At 54.1% G+C, this 20295-nt stretch carries 16 protein-coding genes; 3 read left to right on the plus strand and 13 right to left on the minus strand.

Features of this window, described 5'->3' with window-relative positions; genetic code table 11:
• Positions 1-919 precede the first annotated feature (919 nt).
• Positions 920-2335, minus strand: coding sequence for an EmmdR/YeeO family multidrug/toxin efflux MATE transporter (locus tag FBY13_RS10260; RefSeq protein WP_109717439.1), 1416 nt, complete (start codon positions 2333-2335; stop codon positions 920-922).
• Positions 2336-2730: 395 nt separating this feature from the next.
• Between FBY13_RS10260 and FBY13_RS10265 the strand changes: the two genes are divergently transcribed.
• The gene (locus tag FBY13_RS10265; protein WP_145394088.1) at positions 2731-4179 is read left to right on the plus strand and encodes an AMP nucleosidase; all 1449 of its coding nucleotides are present in this window, start codon (positions 2731-2733) and stop codon (positions 4177-4179) included.
• Positions 4180-4262: 83 nt separating this feature from the next.
• Here FBY13_RS10265 and FBY13_RS10270 read toward each other — a convergent pair whose 3' ends face one another.
• Together FBY13_RS10270 and FBY13_RS10275 are read right to left on the minus strand one after the other, a co-directional pair.
• Positions 4263-4886 (minus strand): hemolysin XhlA family protein, encoded by a 624-nt coding sequence (locus FBY13_RS10270; RefSeq protein WP_255474482.1) that lies wholly within the window; start codon positions 4884-4886, stop codon positions 4263-4265.
• Between the two features lie 402 nt (positions 4887-5288).
• The gene (locus FBY13_RS10275; protein ID WP_216639866.1) at positions 5289-6587 is read right to left on the minus strand and encodes an NCS2 family permease; all 1299 of its coding nucleotides are present in this window, start codon (positions 6585-6587) and stop codon (positions 5289-5291) included.
• A 447-nt stretch (positions 6588-7034) separates the two neighbouring features.
• Here FBY13_RS10275 and FBY13_RS10280 point away from each other — a divergent pair, with 447 nt between their 5' ends.
• Positions 7035-7778 carry a response regulator gene (locus tag FBY13_RS10280; RefSeq protein ID WP_145394090.1) on the plus strand — a complete coding sequence of 248 codons (744 nt, stop codon included), beginning with the start codon at positions 7035-7037 and terminating at the stop codon, positions 7776-7778.
• On the opposite strand, the gene FBY13_RS10285 is transcribed toward FBY13_RS10280, so the two are convergent.
• From FBY13_RS10285 to FBY13_RS10310, 6 genes are all read right to left on the minus strand, one after another.
• Positions 7715-8767 (minus strand): carbohydrate kinase family protein, encoded by a 1053-nt coding sequence (locus FBY13_RS10285; RefSeq protein ID WP_145394091.1) that lies wholly within the window; start codon positions 8765-8767, stop codon positions 7715-7717. The genes FBY13_RS10280 and FBY13_RS10285 overlap by 64 nt on opposite strands.
• Positions 8768-9628 (minus strand): ketose 1,6-bisphosphate aldolase, encoded by an 861-nt coding sequence (locus tag FBY13_RS10290; RefSeq protein ID WP_145394092.1) that lies wholly within the window; start codon positions 9626-9628, stop codon positions 8768-8770.
• The gene (locus FBY13_RS10295) at positions 9628-10320 is read right to left on the minus strand and encodes a D-lyxose/D-mannose family sugar isomerase (protein ID WP_109717294.1); all 693 of its coding nucleotides are present in this window, start codon (positions 10318-10320) and stop codon (positions 9628-9630) included. The genes FBY13_RS10290 and FBY13_RS10295 overlap by 1 nt, the downstream gene beginning before the upstream one ends.
• 47 nt (positions 10321-10367) lie before the next feature.
• Positions 10368-11306 (minus strand): ABC transporter substrate-binding protein, encoded by a 939-nt coding sequence (locus FBY13_RS10300; protein ID WP_145394093.1) that lies wholly within the window; start codon positions 11304-11306, stop codon positions 10368-10370.
• A 71-nt stretch (positions 11307-11377) separates the two neighbouring features.
• Complete coding sequence (locus FBY13_RS10305; protein ID WP_063880077.1) at positions 11378-12358, minus strand: COG4158 family protein; 981 nt, start codon at positions 12356-12358, stop codon at positions 11378-11380.
• A 10-nt stretch (positions 12359-12368) separates the two neighbouring features.
• Positions 12369-13883, minus strand: coding sequence for a sugar ABC transporter ATP-binding protein (locus tag FBY13_RS10310; protein WP_063880078.1), 1515 nt, complete (start codon positions 13881-13883; stop codon positions 12369-12371).
• A 144-nt stretch (positions 13884-14027) separates the two neighbouring features.
• Between FBY13_RS10310 and FBY13_RS10315 the strand changes: the two genes are divergently transcribed.
• Positions 14028-16628, plus strand: a complete 2601-nt coding sequence (locus FBY13_RS10315; protein ID WP_145394094.1) for an ATP-binding protein — start codon at positions 14028-14030, stop codon at positions 16626-16628.
• Here FBY13_RS10315 and phnE (FBY13_RS10320) read toward each other — a convergent pair.
• The 4 genes from phnE (FBY13_RS10320) to phnC form a co-directional block, all read right to left on the minus strand.
• Positions 16582-17466, minus strand: a complete 885-nt coding sequence (gene phnE / locus FBY13_RS10320; protein WP_145394095.1) for a phosphonate ABC transporter, permease protein PhnE — start codon at positions 17464-17466, stop codon at positions 16582-16584. The genes FBY13_RS10315 and phnE (FBY13_RS10320) overlap by 47 nt on opposite strands.
• Positions 17467-17468: 2 nt before the next feature.
• Entirely contained in the window at positions 17469-18323 is an 855-nt protein-coding gene (phnE, locus tag FBY13_RS10325) for a phosphonate ABC transporter, permease protein PhnE (protein ID WP_063880081.1), read from the minus strand.
• Between the two features lie 131 nt (positions 18324-18454).
• Complete coding sequence (gene phnD / locus FBY13_RS10330) at positions 18455-19384, minus strand: phosphonate ABC transporter substrate-binding protein (protein ID WP_096010749.1); 930 nt, start codon at positions 19382-19384, stop codon at positions 18455-18457.
• Between the two features lie 25 nt (positions 19385-19409).
• Complete coding sequence (phnC, locus tag FBY13_RS10335; RefSeq protein WP_096010750.1) at positions 19410-20240, minus strand: phosphonate ABC transporter ATP-binding protein; 831 nt, start codon at positions 20238-20240, stop codon at positions 19410-19412.
• Between the last annotated feature and the right edge of the window lie 55 nt (positions 20241-20295).

Genomic DNA, 20295 nt, shown 5'->3' on the forward strand with positions numbered 1-20295 from the left:
AAACCTGATGACCGGAACAAGACGGCTAAATGTAAGATTAAACATTCAGCAAACTGACAAATTCCTAAACGCAAACGTCATTAAGACAGCCTGGTTAACTCTTACGCGCAAACAATTCATATTGCTGAATCGTTAAGTTTTGCAAGGCTGATTAATCGTTATAAGTGTGGGGAGAATGGCAACATCCTGCTTAACTTCCAGTCGATCTCACACAAATAGCAATAAATCAATGGCTTACAAATTAAACTGCAGCACCATAGCTACCGCACGAGCCTGAACATCCTGCTCGCCTGTGTAAAGTTCTTTTCCTTTTATTAACATCTTACACAGCTTTACATAATGCCTGCAAAATTTCAACATAGCTCAGACACATCCTAATCAGTAATAAAACTAATATTTATAGTTAACGCAAACTTCATCCTGGCCTGAGAATACTGCCATGAAAATGGCTAAAAACCGCGAATTCAGGCTGCCTCCCGCTCCGCTTAAGCCTGTAAACATTAGCATAACGAATGCTTAATGAAGAAATTACGTCTGGAAAGCAGGATAATGGGCGCGCCGGGGAAGCGTTTTTAAGTATTAAATCGTAATTAAGTCAAATTTTACCCATAAGTAATAAATCCTAATTCATTTAATTTATTTAAATTCAATGAGTTAAAAACAAGGACTTATATTAATTTAAGAATTATCTTAATAATCTGATCAATTAATAGCGTCTTTCTGCAACTGTTATGGGAAATTAAACGGCATCGCGTCAGTTGTTACAGACCAGCCAGGCCCGCAGGGATAACGCCTGGCCGGTTTTAAATGAAAGTATGGATGCGGGAAGTGACGTCTGGACGGACGAAAACAGGAAGCCGCAAGCGTTACGCTGAACGCCAACACAGACCAGCGTTAGCCAGCGCGGTGTACGCAGAAATCACGACTGCTGGGCTTTGGCAATCATCTTACGGTAATTGTTCAACCACTTACCGCTATTGAATCGTCTCCAGAAAAAGAGCCCTCTCACCATCCAGTCGAGGAACATGCCAAGCCAGACGCCAGTCACGCCCATCCCCAGTTCAATGCCCAACAGGTAGCCCACAACAACTCTGGCACACCACATGCTGAACATGGAGACATACATTGTGTAACGGGCATCACGCGCGCCCTTGAGACCGGCTGGAAGAACCCACGAGGCGGCCCATATTGGCATGAACAAGGCATTCAGCCAGATGAGGTGTTTAGTCACATTGATGACTTCGGGATCGCTGGTGTAGAAACGGGCCAGTAAACCTGCCAGCGGTACGGTAAGCGCAGCAATACATGACAGACAGAGCGTGGCCAGCCAAAAGACATGCTTTGCCTGCCGTTCAGCCTGAAACACCTGGTATTTGCCCAGCCGCCTTCCGGTGATGATGGTTGACGCTGAACCCAGAGAATTACCCGGCAGGTTAATCAATGAAGCGACAGAGAAGGCGATAAAATTACCGGCAATTTCATTGGTGCCCATGCCTGCGACAAAAACCTGAGTCAGCAATTTACCGCCGTTAAACAGCACGGATTCGATACTGGCAGGCACGCCTATGCTCAGTACTTCATATAAGATGCTGCTGTTCCAGCGACGAAAATAACTGGAAAGCGTGATTTTTAGCGAAGCATTAAATCCAATCATTAATACATAAATAATGGCGAAAGCGCCGATGTAGCGGGTAATGGTTAACCCTAATCCAGCGCCGACAAACCCCAGTCCATCCCATGAAAAACAGCCATAAATGAGTACGCTACTGATCATGATATTGAGGATATTCATCCCGCCATTAATCAGCATCGGGATCTTGGTATTCCCTGCCCCACGCAGCGCGCCACTGCCGATTAGCGTGATTGCCGCTGCCGGATAGCTCCATGCGGAAACCTGGAGATAGCTCAGTGCTAAGGCTTTAACTTTTGGTTCGGCAGCGCCCGCAATAGCATCAATGATCAGGTGGCCCCAGAATTCGATAGCAATGACCAGCACCAGCGCCAAAATCGTCATCATGGCCAGAGACTGGCGCGTGGCGGCGCGGGCACGCTTGCCGTTGCGTCTTGCGAGGCTGAAGGCGACGACCACGGTAGTACCGAGATCGATGGCGGCAAAAAAGGAGATGATGACCATGTTAAAACTGTCAGCCAGGCCCACGCCTGCCATCGCCTCTTTACCCAGCCAACTGACCAGGAAAGTACTCAACACGCCCATTAACAGCACACAGGCGTTTTCGAAAAAGATAGGAACTGCAAGCGGCGAAATTTCACGCCAGTACAGCGTGCGGTAGGAACGACGTTTGGGATACCACGCCGTGCGCTTAATCGCCTGCACCACTGCTACGCCGGGATTTTGCAAAGGAGTACCAAATATGAAGAAGTCGGGGGAATAACTCTAATGATGGTAGCCTGCGGGCAAATATGCAAAACGTTTTGCATTCCTGTTAAATCATGGTTACACACTTTTTTTATCTCTGCCTCCCACCCATTTAAATCGCCGCGTTGTCGCATCCGGCACGCGATAATCCCTGGAAGAATGCCTTTTCTGTGCGGATAACCTGATGTAATGGTCGGGTTTATCTGCATTTTCACTTACCCCATCGCGCCAGCGTTAAGCCTCGCCTATAACTCGCAGCAGTAAAATGCGCGCGATCATAGATTCTTCACCAAATCCTTCGTTAAACCCGCTAAGCTGAAGGAAATTGTCGTAAGCATGTGAAAGGAGAAGTTATGCCCGCCCAACGGAAAAATCTTACACGCGAGCAGGCGCTTGATACGCTTGAGCAGATGTATGACGATGCAGTGAATGCCCTGCGCGCGTCGATTAAAGCCTACACGGAAGAAGGATCGTTACCTGATCCCGTTGCCCGGTCGCAAGGTCTGTTTGTTTATCCTGAATTACGTATTACATGGCAGGGCGATGGCCCTCAGCAGAATCGTACCCGCGCCTGGGGACGTTTTACTCACACAGGCAGTTACAGCACTACGATTACACGCCCGGCTTTGCTACGCCACTACATTTCTGAGCAGCTTGCTATGCTGGAAAAAGAGTATGAGGTAGAAATCGACGTCGGTCCTTCGCGTCAGGAAATCCCTTATCCTTACGTCATTGACGGTTTGTCGCTGGACCGCACCATGAGCGCCGGTATTGCCCGCCATTTTCCCACCACCGAGCTGTCGCAGATTGGTGATGAAACGGCAGACGGTTTGTTTCATGCCGATGCCACCTTCCCTCTTTCTCACTTCGATGCGCTGCGCACTGACTTTTCACTCGCCCGCCTGCGCCATTATACCGGCACCGCCGTTGAGCATTTTCAGCCCTTTGTACTGTTCACCAACTACACGCGCTATGTAGACGAATTTGTTCGCTGGGCCATTGAGCAGGTTCGCGATCCTTCGACGCCTTTTGACAGTCTTGTCTGCGCAGGAGATGTCGTTCTGACAGCCAGTACGGAAGACAACGAAGCGATGCTGTCTGATTTAGCGTGGAAGAAGCATCAGATGCCCGCCTGGCACCTGACGTCACCCAACCGCCGGGGCATTACCCTGATTAATATCGGCGTCGGTCCGTCCAATGCCAAAACCATCTGCGATCATCTGGCCGTTATTCGTCCCCATGCCTGGCTGATGATTGGGCACTGTGGTGGCCTGCGTGAAAGCCAGCGTATCGGTGACTATGTGCTGGCGCACGCTTATCTGCGTGATGACCATGTGCTTGACAGCGTGTTGCCACCCGATATCCCGATTCCAAGCATCGCTGAGGTTCAGCGGGCGTTGTATGACGCAACCAAATCGGTCAGCGGTATGCCGGGCGAAGAGGTCAAAGAACGCCTGCGCACCGGGACCGTTGTAACGACTGACGATCGCAACTGGGAACTGCGCTATTCGGCTTCTGCCCTGCGTTTTAACCTCAGCCGTGCCGTCGCCGTCGATATGGAAAGTGCGACGATTGCCGCGCAGGGTTATCGCTTCCGGGTGCCTTATGGCACATTACTCTGTGTTTCAGATAAACCGCTGCATGGCGAGATCAAGCTGCCCGGTCAGGCAAACCGCTTCTACGATGGTGCGATTTCAGAACATCTGCAGATTGGTATTCGTGCCGTGGAATTATTGCGGGCTGAAGGTGATAAGCTGCATTCACGTAAGTTACGCACGTTTAATGAGCCACCGTTCCGTTAAACGATAAAAGATGAAAAAGACGGTATTAAGTGTGAATGCATTTCACATTAATGCCGTCTCTACATTGAATACGTTATGCTGATTCAGGCCGCGTTTAATACGGCAGTGTTGATGAACCAGGCAAATACAGCAAGGATAGCCGGGACCATTAACGTCCAGATAAGTCGGTTATTCAGGCTTTCAAATTTTAAATCCAGTTTATCGAATCTTTCGTCAATCTTGTCGAATCGATGATCCATGGCATCAAGTCGTCTGTCGATGCCATCAAGTCTGATATCAATGCCATTAAGCCTGAAATCAATGCCGTCAAGACGTGCTTCAATGCCGTTAAATCTCACATCAATAGCGTCGAATTTTTTGTAAACATCATCAAACTTCGCATTTATCACGCTGAACTGGATATCGATAAGATTAAATCGATTAGAAAAGTTGAATAATATGCCATCGATTTCAGTCAGTTTGCTCTCAATGCTGACCAGCCTGCCGTCAAGATCGGCAAACCTGATGCTAAAATGTTCAACTTTATCTTCCAGTTGAGTAAATCGCTGACGTATTTCAACATGAAAAACAGTCTGCTCCGAGCGCAGACGCTCAAGATCGGCTTTGGTCGCAAACGCCATGGCGCGCCCACTAAAAAGCGCCAGATCGATTTTTATTTGATGATTGTCGGCTTCAAGTCGCTCAAAGCGCATCTCAAAATTTTCCATTTTTCTGCCTCCTGTCCAGCGATGACTGAGGGTCAAATGCGGATTACCGCGATTCCGTTTTCCATACAGATTGCCCATTATTTTTTCCTGACAGGCGGATTAACTCAATCCATTAATGTAAGTCCCAACCTGCTTCACTGTTATTGAAGCAAAGTCTCGCGCAATAAACATTACCTGATTGAATAAAAAGGAAAAATAAAAAGAGAGTCAACTCGTTCCTTTATTCGCAATGTTTAATCAAAGGATAAAAGGACAGCGGCGTGAAGAAAAGGTGGTTCAGAGACGATCTGGAAGGGAGCGCACAAGGATTGAAGATAACCGTGAATAACCGTCACCCGTTAATTTGGTATACCGCATTAAAACCGTTACAGCATATTCAATATACTGTAACGGTCTGATTAATTAGGCACTCAGCCAGCCAAGTTTAATGACAAATAAGATAGAAAGAATAATCAGTGCAACATTAATCTCTTTGGTGCGCCCGCTGAGTAACTTAACCACGGTCCAGGTGATAAAGCCAAACGCGATACCGTTGGCAATAGAATACGTCAGCGGCATCGTCAGTGCGGTTACCGTCACAGGGGCGGCAGTCGTGATATCTTTCCAGTCAATTTCAGCCAGCCCGGACGTCATCAAAACAGCGACAAACAGTAACGCCGGCGCGGTGGCATAAACCGGTACGCTTGACGCCAGGGGAGAAAAGAACAGCGCAAGCAGGAAGAGAACGGCAACCACCACAGCCGTCAGGCCGGTACGTCCGCCTGCGCTGACGCCAGCGGCAGACTCGACATAGCTGGTGGTGGTAGATGTCCCCAGCAGAGAACCAAACAGCGCGGCAGCACTGTCTGCAACCAGCGCGCGCCCCATCTTAGGCACGTTGCCCTGCTCGTCAGCCAGCCCGGCACGTTTGGTCACGCCCAGCAGTGTACCGGTGTTATCAAACACATCGACAAACAAGAAAGCAAAAATCACGCTAATTAAGCCGACGTTAAAGGCTCCCGCAATATCCAACTGCATAAAGGTTGGCGCGATTGAAGGCGGTGCAGAAAACACACCACCAAATTTGGTCAGGCCGATCCCCATGGAAATAAAGGTAATGAGCAAAATGCCAATTAATACGGCCCCTGTGACGCGACGCGCTTCCAGGACGACGATGATGATAAAACCTAACATCGCCAGCAGCGGTCCCGGCTTGGTCAGATCGCCAATCCCCACCAGCGTGGCCGGGTTATCCACCACGATTCCGGCACCTTCCAGCGCGATAATCGCCAGGAAAAGCCCGATCCCGGCGGCAATACCTGCGCGCAGCGGCAGCGGGATACTGTTAATAATCCATTCGCGAATCTTAAATATGGATAAGGCAAAGAAGATCACGGCGGACAGGAACACCGCACCTAATGCAATCTGCCAGCTATAGCCCATGTGCAAGACAACGGTATAAGTGAAAAAGGCATTCAGCCCCATCCCCGGTGCCAGCGCAATCGGGTAGTTGGCAATCAGCCCCATTAATACAGAACCAATCGCAGCTGCCAGACAGGTCGCGACAAAAACGGCACCTTTATCCATGCCGGTTGCGCCCAGAATACTGGGGTTAACAAACAGAATGTAGGCCATCGCCAGAAAAGTGGTAATCCCTGCGATGATTTCAGTGCGTACGGTTGTGTTGTGCGCTTTTAATTTAAATAGTTTTTCTAACATCATTATCTCTCGATGATAGAGACGTCACTTAGGTGCGCGCTCTCTTGCCAAAGTTATGGTCATGCTGTTTGTTGTGATACTGAGGGATCGCCAGTGCTGTCGCATGCCAGCCCGGCCACCCGAAATACTGTTTTCGCTTTCCTTAGTCACGTGAGCAATTGCAAAGGCTTAAGCAATTGCTGTGCCAGCCTGGCACGCAATCGATTACCTGGGTGAGGGCAAGCGAGCCTTAAGATAATTCTGAACCGAATCAGGGCGCGATTATGGTGCATTGCCCCCTGACAGCGCAATCGTTTTCCTGCACGGTTCACTCTCCGGGAAATTCTGCGCTTACGCACGGTTTAGCACGTTGCCAGGCGACGCTGGTCACGTTTCAGCAGCATCAACCTGCAGACAATATTGGAATGTGTACACTCGCATTTAACCCTTCAGTAACATTGAGGTCACACGATGAAGCCAGCAATTCTGGTGGTGGATGACGATCATGCTGTCTGCGATCTGTTGCAGGACGCACTCAGTGAACATGGTTTGTTGGTTTATCGCTGTCATCAGGGAAAAGATGCCCTCGCGATGGTGCGCGAACGCCCGGAAATTTCTCTGGTGATGCTGGACATGATGTTGCCCGACACCAATGGATTGCTGGTTCTGCAGCAGTTGCAGCGTCAGCGTCCCGACATTCTGGTGATTATGCTGACCGGGATGGGATCGGAAGCGGAGATGGTGGTGGGCCTGGAGATGGGGGCGGATGATTATATCGCCAAGCCCTTCAACCCCCGCGTCGTCGTTGCACGGGCGCGCGCTGCACTCAGGCGCAGCGGGCGCGTCGTGACGCCGGAAGGTGACCATGAAGGATGGCGTTTTAATGGCTGGCTGCTTGATGAGGCGCGCTGCCAGTTACTGAATCCGCAGCGTGAAACCGTGCCCTTAACCCAGGGTGAATACACCTTGCTGCGCGCCATGGTACGACATGCGCGCAAGGTGCTGACGCGCGATCAGTTACTGGAACTCACTCATAGCGAAAGCATGGACGTGTTTGACCGTACCATCGATGTTCTGATTATGCGGCTGCGCCGTAAAATCGAAGTGAACCCGCATCAACCCGGCCTGATCCGCACGATTCGCGGGCTGGGTTATGTTTTTTCAGCGGACGTGGTGAAACCCGAAGGTCTGCGGCTCTCGACGCAAACGGCCTGAGCCATCCACTGCCGCATCTCGGTCAGTGGACGAATACCATCGATGGCATTCGCCGCGCGTAAATTAAAGCAGGCACAGGTGTGAGCCAGTTGCAGCGTCGACAGCATGTCATCGCCCTGATGGCTGGCAAACAGCACCCCCGCGCAAAACGCATCGCCGGCTCCCACACTGCCAACAATGTCGTCCGGTGCCAGTTGCCATGCTGGCTGCCAGATGCCCTCGCCGCCCACCTCCTGACCCCATGCACCTTCCGGCGCATGAATAACGACGCGCTGGCGCACGCCCTGCCCGGCCAGCCACTGTGCAGCGTTTGCAAAAGCCGCCGGTGTCTGAATCCCCCGACTGTCACGCAACACAATACCTGACAGCGCCTGGGCTTCCAGTTCGTTAATGATCAGATAATCCAGCCAGCGTAGTGCGGGCAGCACCTGGGGACGATAATCACCCACGCGTGAGGCCAAATCCAGAGAGGTAAAATAGCCACGCTGCTGCATCTGGGCCAGTAAACGGGCGCTGCGCGTACCAAATTCGCTGTCTGCGCCATCCAGCGTTTCAAGCAGCAGTAAATAGCCTAAATGGAAGATGCGCTGTGCGTCATCAACGGCCGCAAAATGGGGCCTGTCCAGCAGGGCGTTCGCGCCGGGTGAAAAGAAAAACGTTCGCTGCCCATCCGGTGCCGTCATCACCTGCGTCATCGCGGTGGGCTTATGACTGGTACGCTGCACCCAGCGATGATCGATCTGCGCCTCCTGCATCATGGTCAGCAGATAGTCACCGTCGGCGTCATTTCCTAACAGGCCGATCGCCACCAGCGGAAGCTGACAGTGCATGCGCGACAGGGTAAGCAGGACGTTAAGCGGCGCGCCACCTGCCGCCTTTTCGCTATGCTGCACCTCCGCCAGCCAGCCCTGCTCCGGCCAGTGACTAATGCGGTGGACGTAATCCACCAGCATCACGCCAGCGGCCAGAATGCCGCGCCGCGCGCTCATCTATGCCTGCCCTACGCTGCCGAAAATCTTCATTTGCTGCATGACCGTCTCACAAATGGCTTTTTCTACCGCCATGAGCAGTTCAGCAAACTCGTCATAACGCGTATTGCGTGATGCCAGACTGCGCTCTACCGCGTCGAGTGCCGCCTGGGACATGCCGGTATAAAAGTTAATTTTATGAATACCGAGCGAGATAGCCCGGCGGAAATCCGCATCGCTGATGCCCGATCCGCCGTGCAGCACCAGCGGCACGCCGGTTTGCTGACGGATGGCGGCCAGCCGGTCAAAATCAAGTTTGGGTTCGCCTTTGTATTTGCCGTGGGCATTCCCAATGGCAACCGCCAGCGTATCGATGCCGGTTTCGCGGACAAATTCGGCGGCCAGATGCGGATCGGTGAATTTTTCGCTATCGGCCTCCCCGAACAGGGCACCACCTTCATCTCCCCCTACCGCACCCAGCTCCGCTTCAACCGACACGCCCACGGCATGTGCCGCCCTGACAACCTCGCGGGTCTGGCGAATGTTTTCGTCATAACTCAGGGTCGAACCGTCGAACATTACCGAGGTAAAGCCCAGGCGGATGGCCTGCATCACCGCTTCGAAGTGCAAACCGTGATCCAGATTGAGCACCACCGGAATAGCGTGCTTCCCGGCTTCAAACTTTATCGCCTCAACGATCTGGTCGAGCGTGACATATTTAAAATGCACTTCTGCAATGTTGATAATAAAAGGTGAGCGTTGCTGCTCGGCAGCCGCAAACAGCGCGCGCAGGAAATGGCTGTCCAGAACATTAAACGCGCCCAGTGCGTACCCATTTTGCTGTGCATGAGCCAGCCCTTGTGCCAGAGAGATCAATGCCATTATTCACTCCTCAGATTGAGCCAATGGGAATAGTCGTTGCAGAGCAGCCGGTGCGGCTCCTGATCCTCGTCGAGGGCGTTAAAGCGTGCCAGCGGCGTCAGAAACACGTTGTCGTTATCGTCATCGTTAGGCATTGAGACTTCCCCGACCAGCACATCGCCAAAGCCGTTTTCGCCCCAGAAACTGTGCCAGACACCGGCTATCAGAGTGACGCTTTCGCCAGGTGACAGCCGGAGCTGTGACCCTGCAGCATGGGTTTGCCTGATGCCATCCAGCGACACCGTGACCGGCGTGCTCGCTTTTTCATTGCCTTCACGGTTGTAAAGCTCGACGATCAGATTGCCGCCACCGCGATTAATAATGTCTTCCATTTTTCGTGGATGGTAATGCATGGGCGTCACCTGACCTTCACGCACATGCATCACTTTTTCAGCATAGGGTTTGTGCCAGGGCTTTCCGCCCGGTGAGCCATTGCGCAGGGTGAAGAGCGTCAGGCCGGTTTGCAGAAAATCATCGTCCCCAAAGCTGGTGAGGTCCCAGCCCAGACGTAACGCCACAATTTCATCCATATCACACTGCTGCTGACGCCACTGACGGATATCGTAATCCGCCCAGGGCGGCAGATGGACATCCTGACGCGTAAAAAAGTCTCGCGTGTTTTGCAAAAACACATTCACTTCGGAGCGTTGCATCCTCAGCTCTCCCGTTAAAGCGGCACCCTGAGGTGCCGCGCGCCGGTTTATTTCACTGTCCAGCCCTTGTAGCTGCTGACGTTATTACGATCGATTAACTTCACCGGGATCAGCACCGGTTTATCCGGGGCCGGTTTGCCCTGAAGAATGTCATAACCGATCTCAACGGCTTTGGCTGCCATCACCTGCGGGTCTTGTGCTGGTGTGGCGGCAAACAGCGAGTTTTTACGCTTCAGCGCTTCCTCGCCGTCCGGCGAACCATCCACGCCGACAATAAAGAACTCTTTGCGCTGCGCCTGTTTTGCGGCTAAGTCTGCGCCGATAGCGGTAGGATCGTTAATGGCGAACACCGCATCGATTTTTGGATTTGCCGACAGCAGGCCGGTCATCACTTCCAGTCCGCCTTCACGGCTGCCTTTGGCGTTCTGGTTAGAGGAAAGCAGCTTGATGTCCGGATGGCGTTTCAGCTCGGTCATACAGCCTTCGACGCGGTTCTGTACTGCCGAAACTGGCGGTCCGTTAATAATCACCACGTTGCCTTTCTCTTTCAGGCGATCGGCGATGTATTTACAGGCCATTTCACCGGCCTGGGTGTTATCGGACGTGATGGTGGCGTTAGCGCCATCTGCGGCCACGTCCACCGCGACCACGACAATACCGGCGTCACGTGCGCGCTTAACGGCGGGAGCAATCCCTTTTGAATCGGCGGCATTCAGGATAATCATGTCCACTTTGGCAGCAATAAAGTTGTCAATCTGACCGACCTGCTGTCCGAGATCGTAGCCGCTCGAGACCAGCGTGACCTTAACGTTGTCGCCGGCCAGCTGGCGCGCCTTCATCTCTGCACCTTTAGTGATCTGCACAAAGAATGGGTTAGCCAGATCGCCTACGGTTACACCAATAGATTTCAGTTCTTTTGCCTGAGCCACACCGGTGCTGAACAGCGTTGCCGCCAGCAGCCCAGTTACAATCGGATTAAAACGCATAGATCTTCTCCTGCTGTTATTTATCTGCCAACTGCTGAATGGCGCTTTGTTTGCTCTGCGCATGTGGCCTGTCAGCCCACATGATGACGAGTTCGATATTTGTCGATCAGCACGGCAATAATGATCACCGCGCCTTTAATCACCAACTGCCAGAAATAGGAAACGCCCATTAATGTCATGCCGTTGTTCAGCGTGGCGATAATCAGCGCCCCAATCAGCGTACCGGTAATGGTGCCGATGCCACCGACGAAACTGGTGCCGCCTAAAATGACCGCTGCGATGGCGTCCAGCTCATAGCCCACGCCAAGGTTGCCGTTGGCGCTGTAAAGACGCGACGCACTCATCAGCCCGCCCAGCCCGGACAGCAACCCGCTCATGCCGTAGACAAATACCAGCACCATGCCCACTTTGATGCCCGTCAGTCGGGCCGCCTGGATGTTGCCGCCCACCGCGTAGATATGCACCCCCAGCGTGGTGCGGCGCAAAATAAACCAGCAGATGGCGATGACGGCAAAAGCGATGACGATGAGCCACGGCACCGGCCCAAGATAGCCGTTGCCTATCCACTCAAAATTAATATCGGAATTAATGACCGTGGTGCCGTTGGCCAGCAGATAGGCCGCGCCGCGCAGAGCGGTATAGGTGCCGAGCGTGACGATAAACGGCGGCAGTCCGGCCCAGGCCACCAGAATGCCGTTAAACAATCCCATGACCAGCCCGGCTCCCAGCGCCATTGGGATCGTCAGTGACGCCAGCATCGGGTCCAGCGAGGTCAGCAGCGCCACCACCGCCGTGGTGCCCAGCATCGATCCCACGGACAGATCGATACCGCCCGTCAGAATGACAAAGGTCATTCCTGCCGCCAGCACAATATTGATAGAAGCCTGGCGCGTAATGTTCAGTAAATTGGCTTCGGTAAAGAAGTTAGGGGTAACAAAACCGAAGACCGCGACGATTAAAATCAAAATCGGTAAAATGCCCACCGTCTGCATGATGTCGCCCATCAGAGCGCGCTTGATCGTCGGTGGGTTAACAGGTGCCGTTTGTGTCATTGTTTTATCCTCATACTTCAAGCGGTGATGCGCTGTGCGCACCGGTTGCCAGCGTCATGATGTTTTCCTGACTGATCCGGTCGCCCGCCAGCTCGCCGGCGATGGCCCCTTCATGCATCACATAAACCCGGTCGCTCATGCCGACGACCTCCGGTAATTCACTGGAGATCATGAGAATGGCCACGCCCTGCCGCGCCATATCCTGCATCATGCGGTAAATTTCGCTTTTTGCGCCGACGTCGACGCCGCGCGTCGGCTCGTCCAGAATCAGAATGCGGGGACCGATGGCAATCCAGCGAGAGATCAACAGCTTTTGCTGATTGCCCCCTGATAAACCGCCAGCGCGTACCAGCGCATGGGGCACACGAATATTGAGAGACGAAATGGCCTCACTGGCGATTTTTCGGGATTTGCGACGGTTAAGCATGCCGTAGCTGGCATCACGCTCCAGGGTAGCCATCACAATGTTTTCCTGCGCGGCCATCTCCAGAAACAGCCCCTGCTCTTTACGGTTCTCGGTAAGAAAACCAATGCCGTGCGCAATCGCCTCACGCGGGGAGTGAATCGCCACCTTCTGACCATCGATCCATATCTCACCCTGTTTAAGCCGGTGCACACCAAAGATCAGCTGTGCCAGTTCACTGCGTCCGGCCCCCACCAGTCCGGCCAGGCCGACAATTTCGCCCGCACGAACCTCCAGGCTACAGGGATGGACTTTGCCGCCGTCGGACAGGTGGTTGATCGCCAGGCGAACGGCACCGCGCGGAATCGTGCGGTCTTTGTTAAACAGGTCACTGAGTGGACGCCCCACCATCATGCGCACCAGCTCACTGGCATTGAGGTTGTCACGCGTCAGGCTGCCCACGTACTGCCCGTCGCGCAGCACGCTGACCCGATCTGACAGTTCATAGACTTCAGCCATGCGGTGGCTGATATAAATAATCGCCATGCCTTCGCTGCGCAGACGTTTGATGAGGGCAAACAGTTGTTCGGTTTCGCGATTCGACAGGGCGGCGGTAGGCTCATCCATCACCAGAATCCGGCTGTTACGGTGCAAAGCGCGCGCAATTTCAACCTGCTGCTGCTCGGCAATACTCAAGCGGCTGACTTTGTCAGTGGCGCTGAACTGTGCGCCCAACCGGTTGATCACCTGTTGCGCCTCGTCCGCCATCTGGTGGCGCTTCACCATCCCTGCCCGGGTAATTTCACTGCCCAGAAAGATGTTTTCGGCCACGGTAAGATTGGGGGCCAGGTTGATTTCCTGATAGATCAGTGTGATGCCAGCAGCTAACGCCTCTTTGGGCCCTTTCAACTGCCAGGGCTTGCCATCAATTAACACCTCGCCACTGCTGGCCGTATAGGCTCCCGCCAGTATCTTCATCAGGGTGCTTTTACCCGCGCCATTTTCGCCCATGAGCGCATGCACCTCACCGGGATACACGGTGAGATCCACCCCTTTTAACGCGTAAAAATTACCAAAGCGTCGGGTGATCTCGCGCATTTCGAGTATCGGCTTTGCTGTCATCTACCCGCTCCTGCTGGTTATGAATAGCAGCGAGTTAAGCAGGGCCAGATAAATGGAAAATGTCAGAGGTCATTCATATTTGTCATATTCCGCCTTGTGCTCGCTCCTATACTCGGCTCATCGTCGCACGGTCGGAGAGTCTTTATGCAACGCAGTTCACCGTGGCAAGTCGGGGCGCGCGGTCGCCTGTTGCTGTCTCATTTGTTGGTGGTGTGCGTCACATTAATGGTCAGCGTGGTGGCAGTAACCAGCTTTCGTCATGCGGGCACCATCCAGGAACAGGCCCAGGCGCAAACCCTGGCCGATATGAACGGCAGCCTGGCCCTGGCGCGGGATACCGCAAACGTCGCCATTACGGCAGTGCGCTTATCCCAGGTGGTCGGTGCGCTTGAATATCAAAGTGAATCGCGACGATTACAGCAGAATCAGCAGGCTTTGCAGCATTCGCTCTTTTTGCTGGCCAACACACCGCTGGCCGCACGTGAGCCTGAGCGCGTGGCTCGCCTCCGGGCGCGCAGCCTGATGCTTGAACAGTCGGTCAGTCTGCTGTTACGCACCGGCCATGAGCGCCATCTGCAGCGCAATATGTTGTTAAGCGGTTTATGGCAGTCGCAACTCCTGCTTGAACGCATTAACGACCTGGCACTGCGGCAGACCGCAGGCGCACCCGACAGGGAGCTGCGACAGCAGACCGGCAGGCTGCTGGATATCGCTATCCGTACCCCTTCGTCAGCCGCGGTGATTGAACAGCTGCAGCAGGTCATGAACACATGGCACAGCGTCACGGCGCAAGGAACGCTGGGTGACGACGTGCAGCAACTGGTGCAGGCCCTGCAAAGCCTGACGCCGCTGTCGGCGGATCTGGAACAGAGCGATCTGGCCATCGCCTACGCCACCTACCGTATCAAAGCGCTGGTGGCCGCGCTGAATGACGACATTACTGCTTACGTACAGCAGGTGGCGCAGCAAACAGAAAGACGCAATATTGCGACACATCACCAACTCGACTCGGTGAGCGGATTTATCATGCTCTCTGCGCTGCTGGCGTTGGCGATCACCGTGTATACCGGCTACTACATTTACCGCAACCTCGGCTCCAGCCTGACCGCCATTGCGGGGGCGATGACCCGGCTGGCGCAGGGAGAACAGAACGTCAGCGTACCAGGATTGCAGCGTCGGGATGAACTGGGTGAGCTGGCGCGCGCGTTTAACGTTTTTGCCCGCAATACCGCCTCTCTGGCGCATACCTCACGTCTGTTAAAAGAGAAAAGCACCCAGCTTGAGTCCACCTTCCTGGCGATGCGCGATGGTTTTGCCCTCTTTGATAACAGCGGGGAATTGGTGGTATGGAATGCGCAGTATCCGCAACTGCTGGGCATCGCCCCGAGAGATTTGCATCGCGGCATGCACTATCAGCAATTGCTGGAGCAGCTTGATGTGCAGTTGCACGATTTAGCGGAACCCCAGGAAGTCAGGCTGGCAGACGGACGGACGCTGGAACTGCGCTTTAGCCCCGTGCCGCGGCGCGGAATGGTGAATACCGTGCTGGAACGCACCTCGCGTAAGGTGCTGGAAGAAGCGCTGGTGCACAGCCAGAAAATGAAAGCGGTGGGCCAACTGACCGGCGGCATCGCGCATGATTTTAATAATCTGCTGGCCGTCATCATCGGCAGCCTGGCGTTAACCGAAGGGCAGCTTGCGCCCGGCCCTGTTGCCAGCCGGATTGAACGGGCACGCCAGGCGGCGGACAGAGCGGCACTCCTGACCCAGCGGCTGTTGGCTTTTTCGCGCAAACAAACCCTGAATCCCCATGCGGTTTCCGTCGTGTCGTTGATAGAGAATCTACAGGGGCTACTGCAGCACTCGCTGCTGCCCGGTCAGCACTTGATTATCGATGCACAGCGGCCCGGCTGGCCAGCCTGGATAGATGCCAGCCAGTTAGAGAATGCGGTGATGAATCTGGTGGTCAATGCCAGAGATGCCATGGGTGGACAGAGTGGCGAGATTCGCCTGCGCATCTGGAATCAGCGGCGAAGCGAACAGGGTGAAAAACGTGATCGGGTGACGATTGAGGTGATCGATCACGGTTGTGGGATGGCGGATGACGTGCGTGCCCAGGTCTTTGAGCCCTTCTTTACCACCAAGACCACCGGAACCGGAAGCGGGCTGGGGCTGTCGATGGTCTACGGTTTTGTCCGCCAGTCGGGTGGACAGGTAGAGCTGGAAACCGCGCCCGGCCAGGGCACAACGGTACGGCTGTTGCTGCCGCGTGCGCCTGATGTCGCGGCGGCACGTCCCATCGTGCCGGCTCCGGCTCAGCCCGATGCCGCCGATGACCGTCTGGTGCTGGTGCTGGATGATGAACCGGCGGTGCGGCAAACCCTGTGTGAGCACCTGCATCAGTTGGGTTATCTGACGCTGGAGTGCGCGACCGGTGAAGAGGCGCTGGCACTCCTGCATCAGACGCCGGATATCGATTTGCTCATCAGTGATTTAATGTTGCCGGGGGAGATAAACGGTGCCGAGGTCATTCGTCAGGCCCAGCAAACCTGGCCGAAACTGGCAACGTTACTGATCAGCGGTCAGGACCTGCGCCACCAGCCGGTCACGCTGCCGCTGTGTGAGCGGCTGGCAAAACCCTGGCAGGAGGCGCAACTGGTACAGGCGCTCCAGCGCGCCTGGCAGCGAAGCGCGCGGCTTAATCGTGCCCGCCCGGCTGCCACAACGGCACCGCTTTCCCAATGATATAGCGCTTACGCAGATGGCTTGAGATCGTATCCATGATCATCACCACCACCACCAGAATCAACGTCAGGAACATCACCACATCCCAGTTCCACAGGCGCATATTTTCAGCATAAACCAGGCCGACACCGCCCGCGCCGACAAAGCCGAGGACCGCCGCTGAGCGGGTATTCGACTCGATTTGATAAAGGCTGAGCGCCAGGAACTGCGGAAAAGACTGGGTGAAGATACCAAAACGGTGCTTCTGCAAGCTGTTCGCGCCCAGTGCGCCCAGCCCCCGGCTGGGTGAACGCTCTACCGCTTCGTGCCCTTCCGAATAGAGCTTACCCAAGAGTCCCACGTCCTGCAGGATAATGGCCAGTACACCGGCCAGTGGCCCCATGCCGACCGCACGCACAAAGATCAGGCCCCAGATGGCCATATCAATCCCGCGCAGCATGTCGAACAGACGACGCATCAGGAAAGCAATGGGCCGGGCTGCCCGGTCATGCATCACATTACGTGCGGCCAGAAAGGATAATGGCAGCGCCAGCAAGGTGGCGGTAAGCGTACCGGCAAATACGATCGCCAGCGTAATCCCTACCTGAGAGAAATAGTAGCCAAAGGGCCAGTTGGCAAAGTCCTGCCAGACAAACATGCGCAGGAAATAGCGCCCCAGTTGCTGACAGCCCATCAGCAGGCGGCCCCATTCAATACCGTACACCATAAAGAAAAAGACGTAATAGAGCACCAGCGCCAGTGCCAGCATAGCCAGACGCCGCAGATAGCGATTTTGCGCGGCAAAGAGTTCAGGATGTTGCTGCTTCATCGCCATGATATCAGGGGCCAACGTAACCATATTTATTCCTCCACCACACGGCGGCGCAGGCGGCCAGAAACCGTATCCAGTAGCGACACCACAATCAGAATCAACAACAGCGTCATGCTGACCTGATCAAAGCGATCCAGTTTGATGTTGGTCATTAACTCCTGACCGATTCCGCCCGCCCCGACCAGCCCAAGAATGGTCGACGAACGGAAGTTAACCTCCAGCCGCATAAAACTGTAGGAAAGAAAGGTAGGTTTGACCTGGGGCCAGAATGCAAAGCGCATACGCTGTAGCTTGCTGGCACCGCAGGCGGCAAGCCCGCGCACCGGCTTATCCGATGCTGATTCAATCGATTCATAAAACAGCTTGGTCAGGCTGCCGATGGTATGTAAAGCCAGCGCCAGAAAACCGGGAATCGCGCCAATCCCAAACGCCATGACAAACATCACCGCCCACGCCAGTTCAGGCATCGTGCGTAAAAACGCCACAAAGGCACGAATTCCGATGCGCAGGCTGGCGGGCGTTTGCGTGTTGTCGGCGGCAAAAAATGCCAGTACGCCTGCAATGACAACCGCAATCAGTGTGGAGGCCAGCGCCAGCTGTAAGGTTTCCCAAATCAGCGGGAGCTGAATGTTCAGACGATAGCCCCAGTAGGCCAGCGACCCTTCCGTCTTACCATCGGCAAACAGCAGCGGCAGATGCAAAACGGGGATAATTTCGCGGATGTAATCGAAAAAGTGCGGCAACGATTGCCAGATGGTCACGAGACTGAACTCTGACATATTGGCCGCCGCCAGATAAAGCACCACCAACACCAAAGACCAGATGAGCGAGTCACGCTTCTGTTGGCGGCGGATACGTTGATAATAACGTTCGAAGTCGGTCACGGGAGATGTCTCAGATTGAGGTGTGACAAAGCCATCCTGGAAAGGTTGACGTGCAGACAAGCCCGTCGGCTGTCTCGTGCCGCCTGCCTTGCTGGAGGCGGCACGAGGACGGAAAGCTCACTGCCCTGCCGTTAGCCGCGCGCGCCTTTCATCAGCTCGCGTTTCATATCAATGATGTTCTGAAAGTCAGCAACAGAGGTTTTGCCAATGTGCTGCGCGCCGCCCACGGCTTTAACGAAACAGGCGTGATCGGTTTTATCCAGCTTTTTAATTGCCGCAACCACTTTCTCTTTAAAGTCTGCTGGCAGTTTATTGCTCACCAGAATTGGACCGTTAGGAATCAACGGCGATTGCCAGATGATGCGAATCTGCTTCATCAGATCGGGATGGTCCATACGGATCAGTCGGCCAAACGCACCCGATGTGTAACCGGTGTTGTAATCACCGACCATGGATGTCCAGGTCACCGCGCCGTCAAACTGATTATTCAGCACACCCAGAATGTCCTGCTCATGACCGCCGGAGAAGGTCACGCTTGAAAAGAAGTTGTTGTATTTATTGTCAATCGTGCCGCCAAACATCTTCTTAAAGGCCTGGTTTGGCACGAGGAAGCCCGAGGTTGAATCCGGATCGGCCATACCAAAGGATTTGCCTTTCAGATCTTCCAGCTTCTTGTAGGGGCTGTCGGCTTTCACAATCACCACGGAGTGGTAACCGCGAGACTGATCTTTGTCATCCACAACGATACCCACTAAATCAACGGCCTTGGGGTCCTGAATGTAGACGGACGCGTACGAGGAGGGAGACATGCTCAATACCAGATCCACTTTGCCGCCCAGCAGCCCCTGGATCACGCCTGAATAGTCGGAAGAGTTGCGGATTTTGGTATCCACGTTCAGCTCTTTATCGAAGAACGATTTAACACACTGGTTATCACCAATCTGCTGCGTCGCGTTCTGACCGCCCAGGATACCCAGATTCAGTTCTTTCGGTGCGTCCGCTGCATTAACGCCAAAGGTAAGCAGTGCTGTAGTCAATAAAGCGAAAGATCTCATTTTCATTAGCATTGTTCTCTTGCTGTGATAGTTAGTGGATCTGGTTCAGTTCGTCACCGTACAGCTGATGCAGCAGGCCGTCGGTGAGTTCAGAAGGATGACCGTCAAACAACACCACACCACGCTGAATACCAATGACGCGCGTGCAGTAACTTTTTACCAGCTCAATCGAGTGCAGGTTCACCATCACGCTGATGCCCTGACCGCTGACCTGACGCAACACATCCATAATGCGGGTGGTATTTTTAGGGTCCAGCGACGCGACAGGTTCATCCGCCAACAGAATTTTTGGGTTCTGCATCAGTGCACGGCAAATCGCCACGCGTTGCATTTGGCCGCCGGAGAGGTTCTCGGCGCGCTGCAACGCCTGGGGCAGCATATTCATCCACTCAAGCAGTTGAATGGCGCGGGCACGATCGGCGTCAGAGAAGACTTTGAAAAAGGATTTCAGCGTGGACGTCTGGCTGAGGCGGCCAAGCAATACGTTGGTCAACACATCAAGGCGGGGCACCAGGCAAAAATCCTGAAAAATCATGCCGCACTGGGTGCGCCACTCACGCATCTGCCGACTGCTGAGATTCACCACATTCCGATCGGCCTCGCCGTGGTGCAGACTGATAATCGCGCCCTGTGAGGCGGAAATGGTGCCATTGAGCATATGCAGCAGCGTCGATTTGCCTGCGCCAGAGCGACCTATTACCGCCACTAATTCGCCCGCATGCAAATCGAAACTGACGTTATCGAGCACCTTATTGTTGGCGTATGCTTTGCTCAATCCCTGAACAGACAACACTTTTTGCCCGCCTGAATGGGTCAATGACGTGACGTTATCGACCACAGTTTTAAGCAGTGCCTGTGCCATGATGTACTCCGCTGTTACAGTTTACGTTCTGTACGCCCGCCCCCCGAATCCAGAG

Source organism: Pantoea sp. SJZ147 (assembly GCF_007828605.1).
Classification (GTDB): Bacteria; Pseudomonadota; Gammaproteobacteria; order Enterobacterales; family Enterobacteriaceae; genus Pantoea; species Pantoea allii.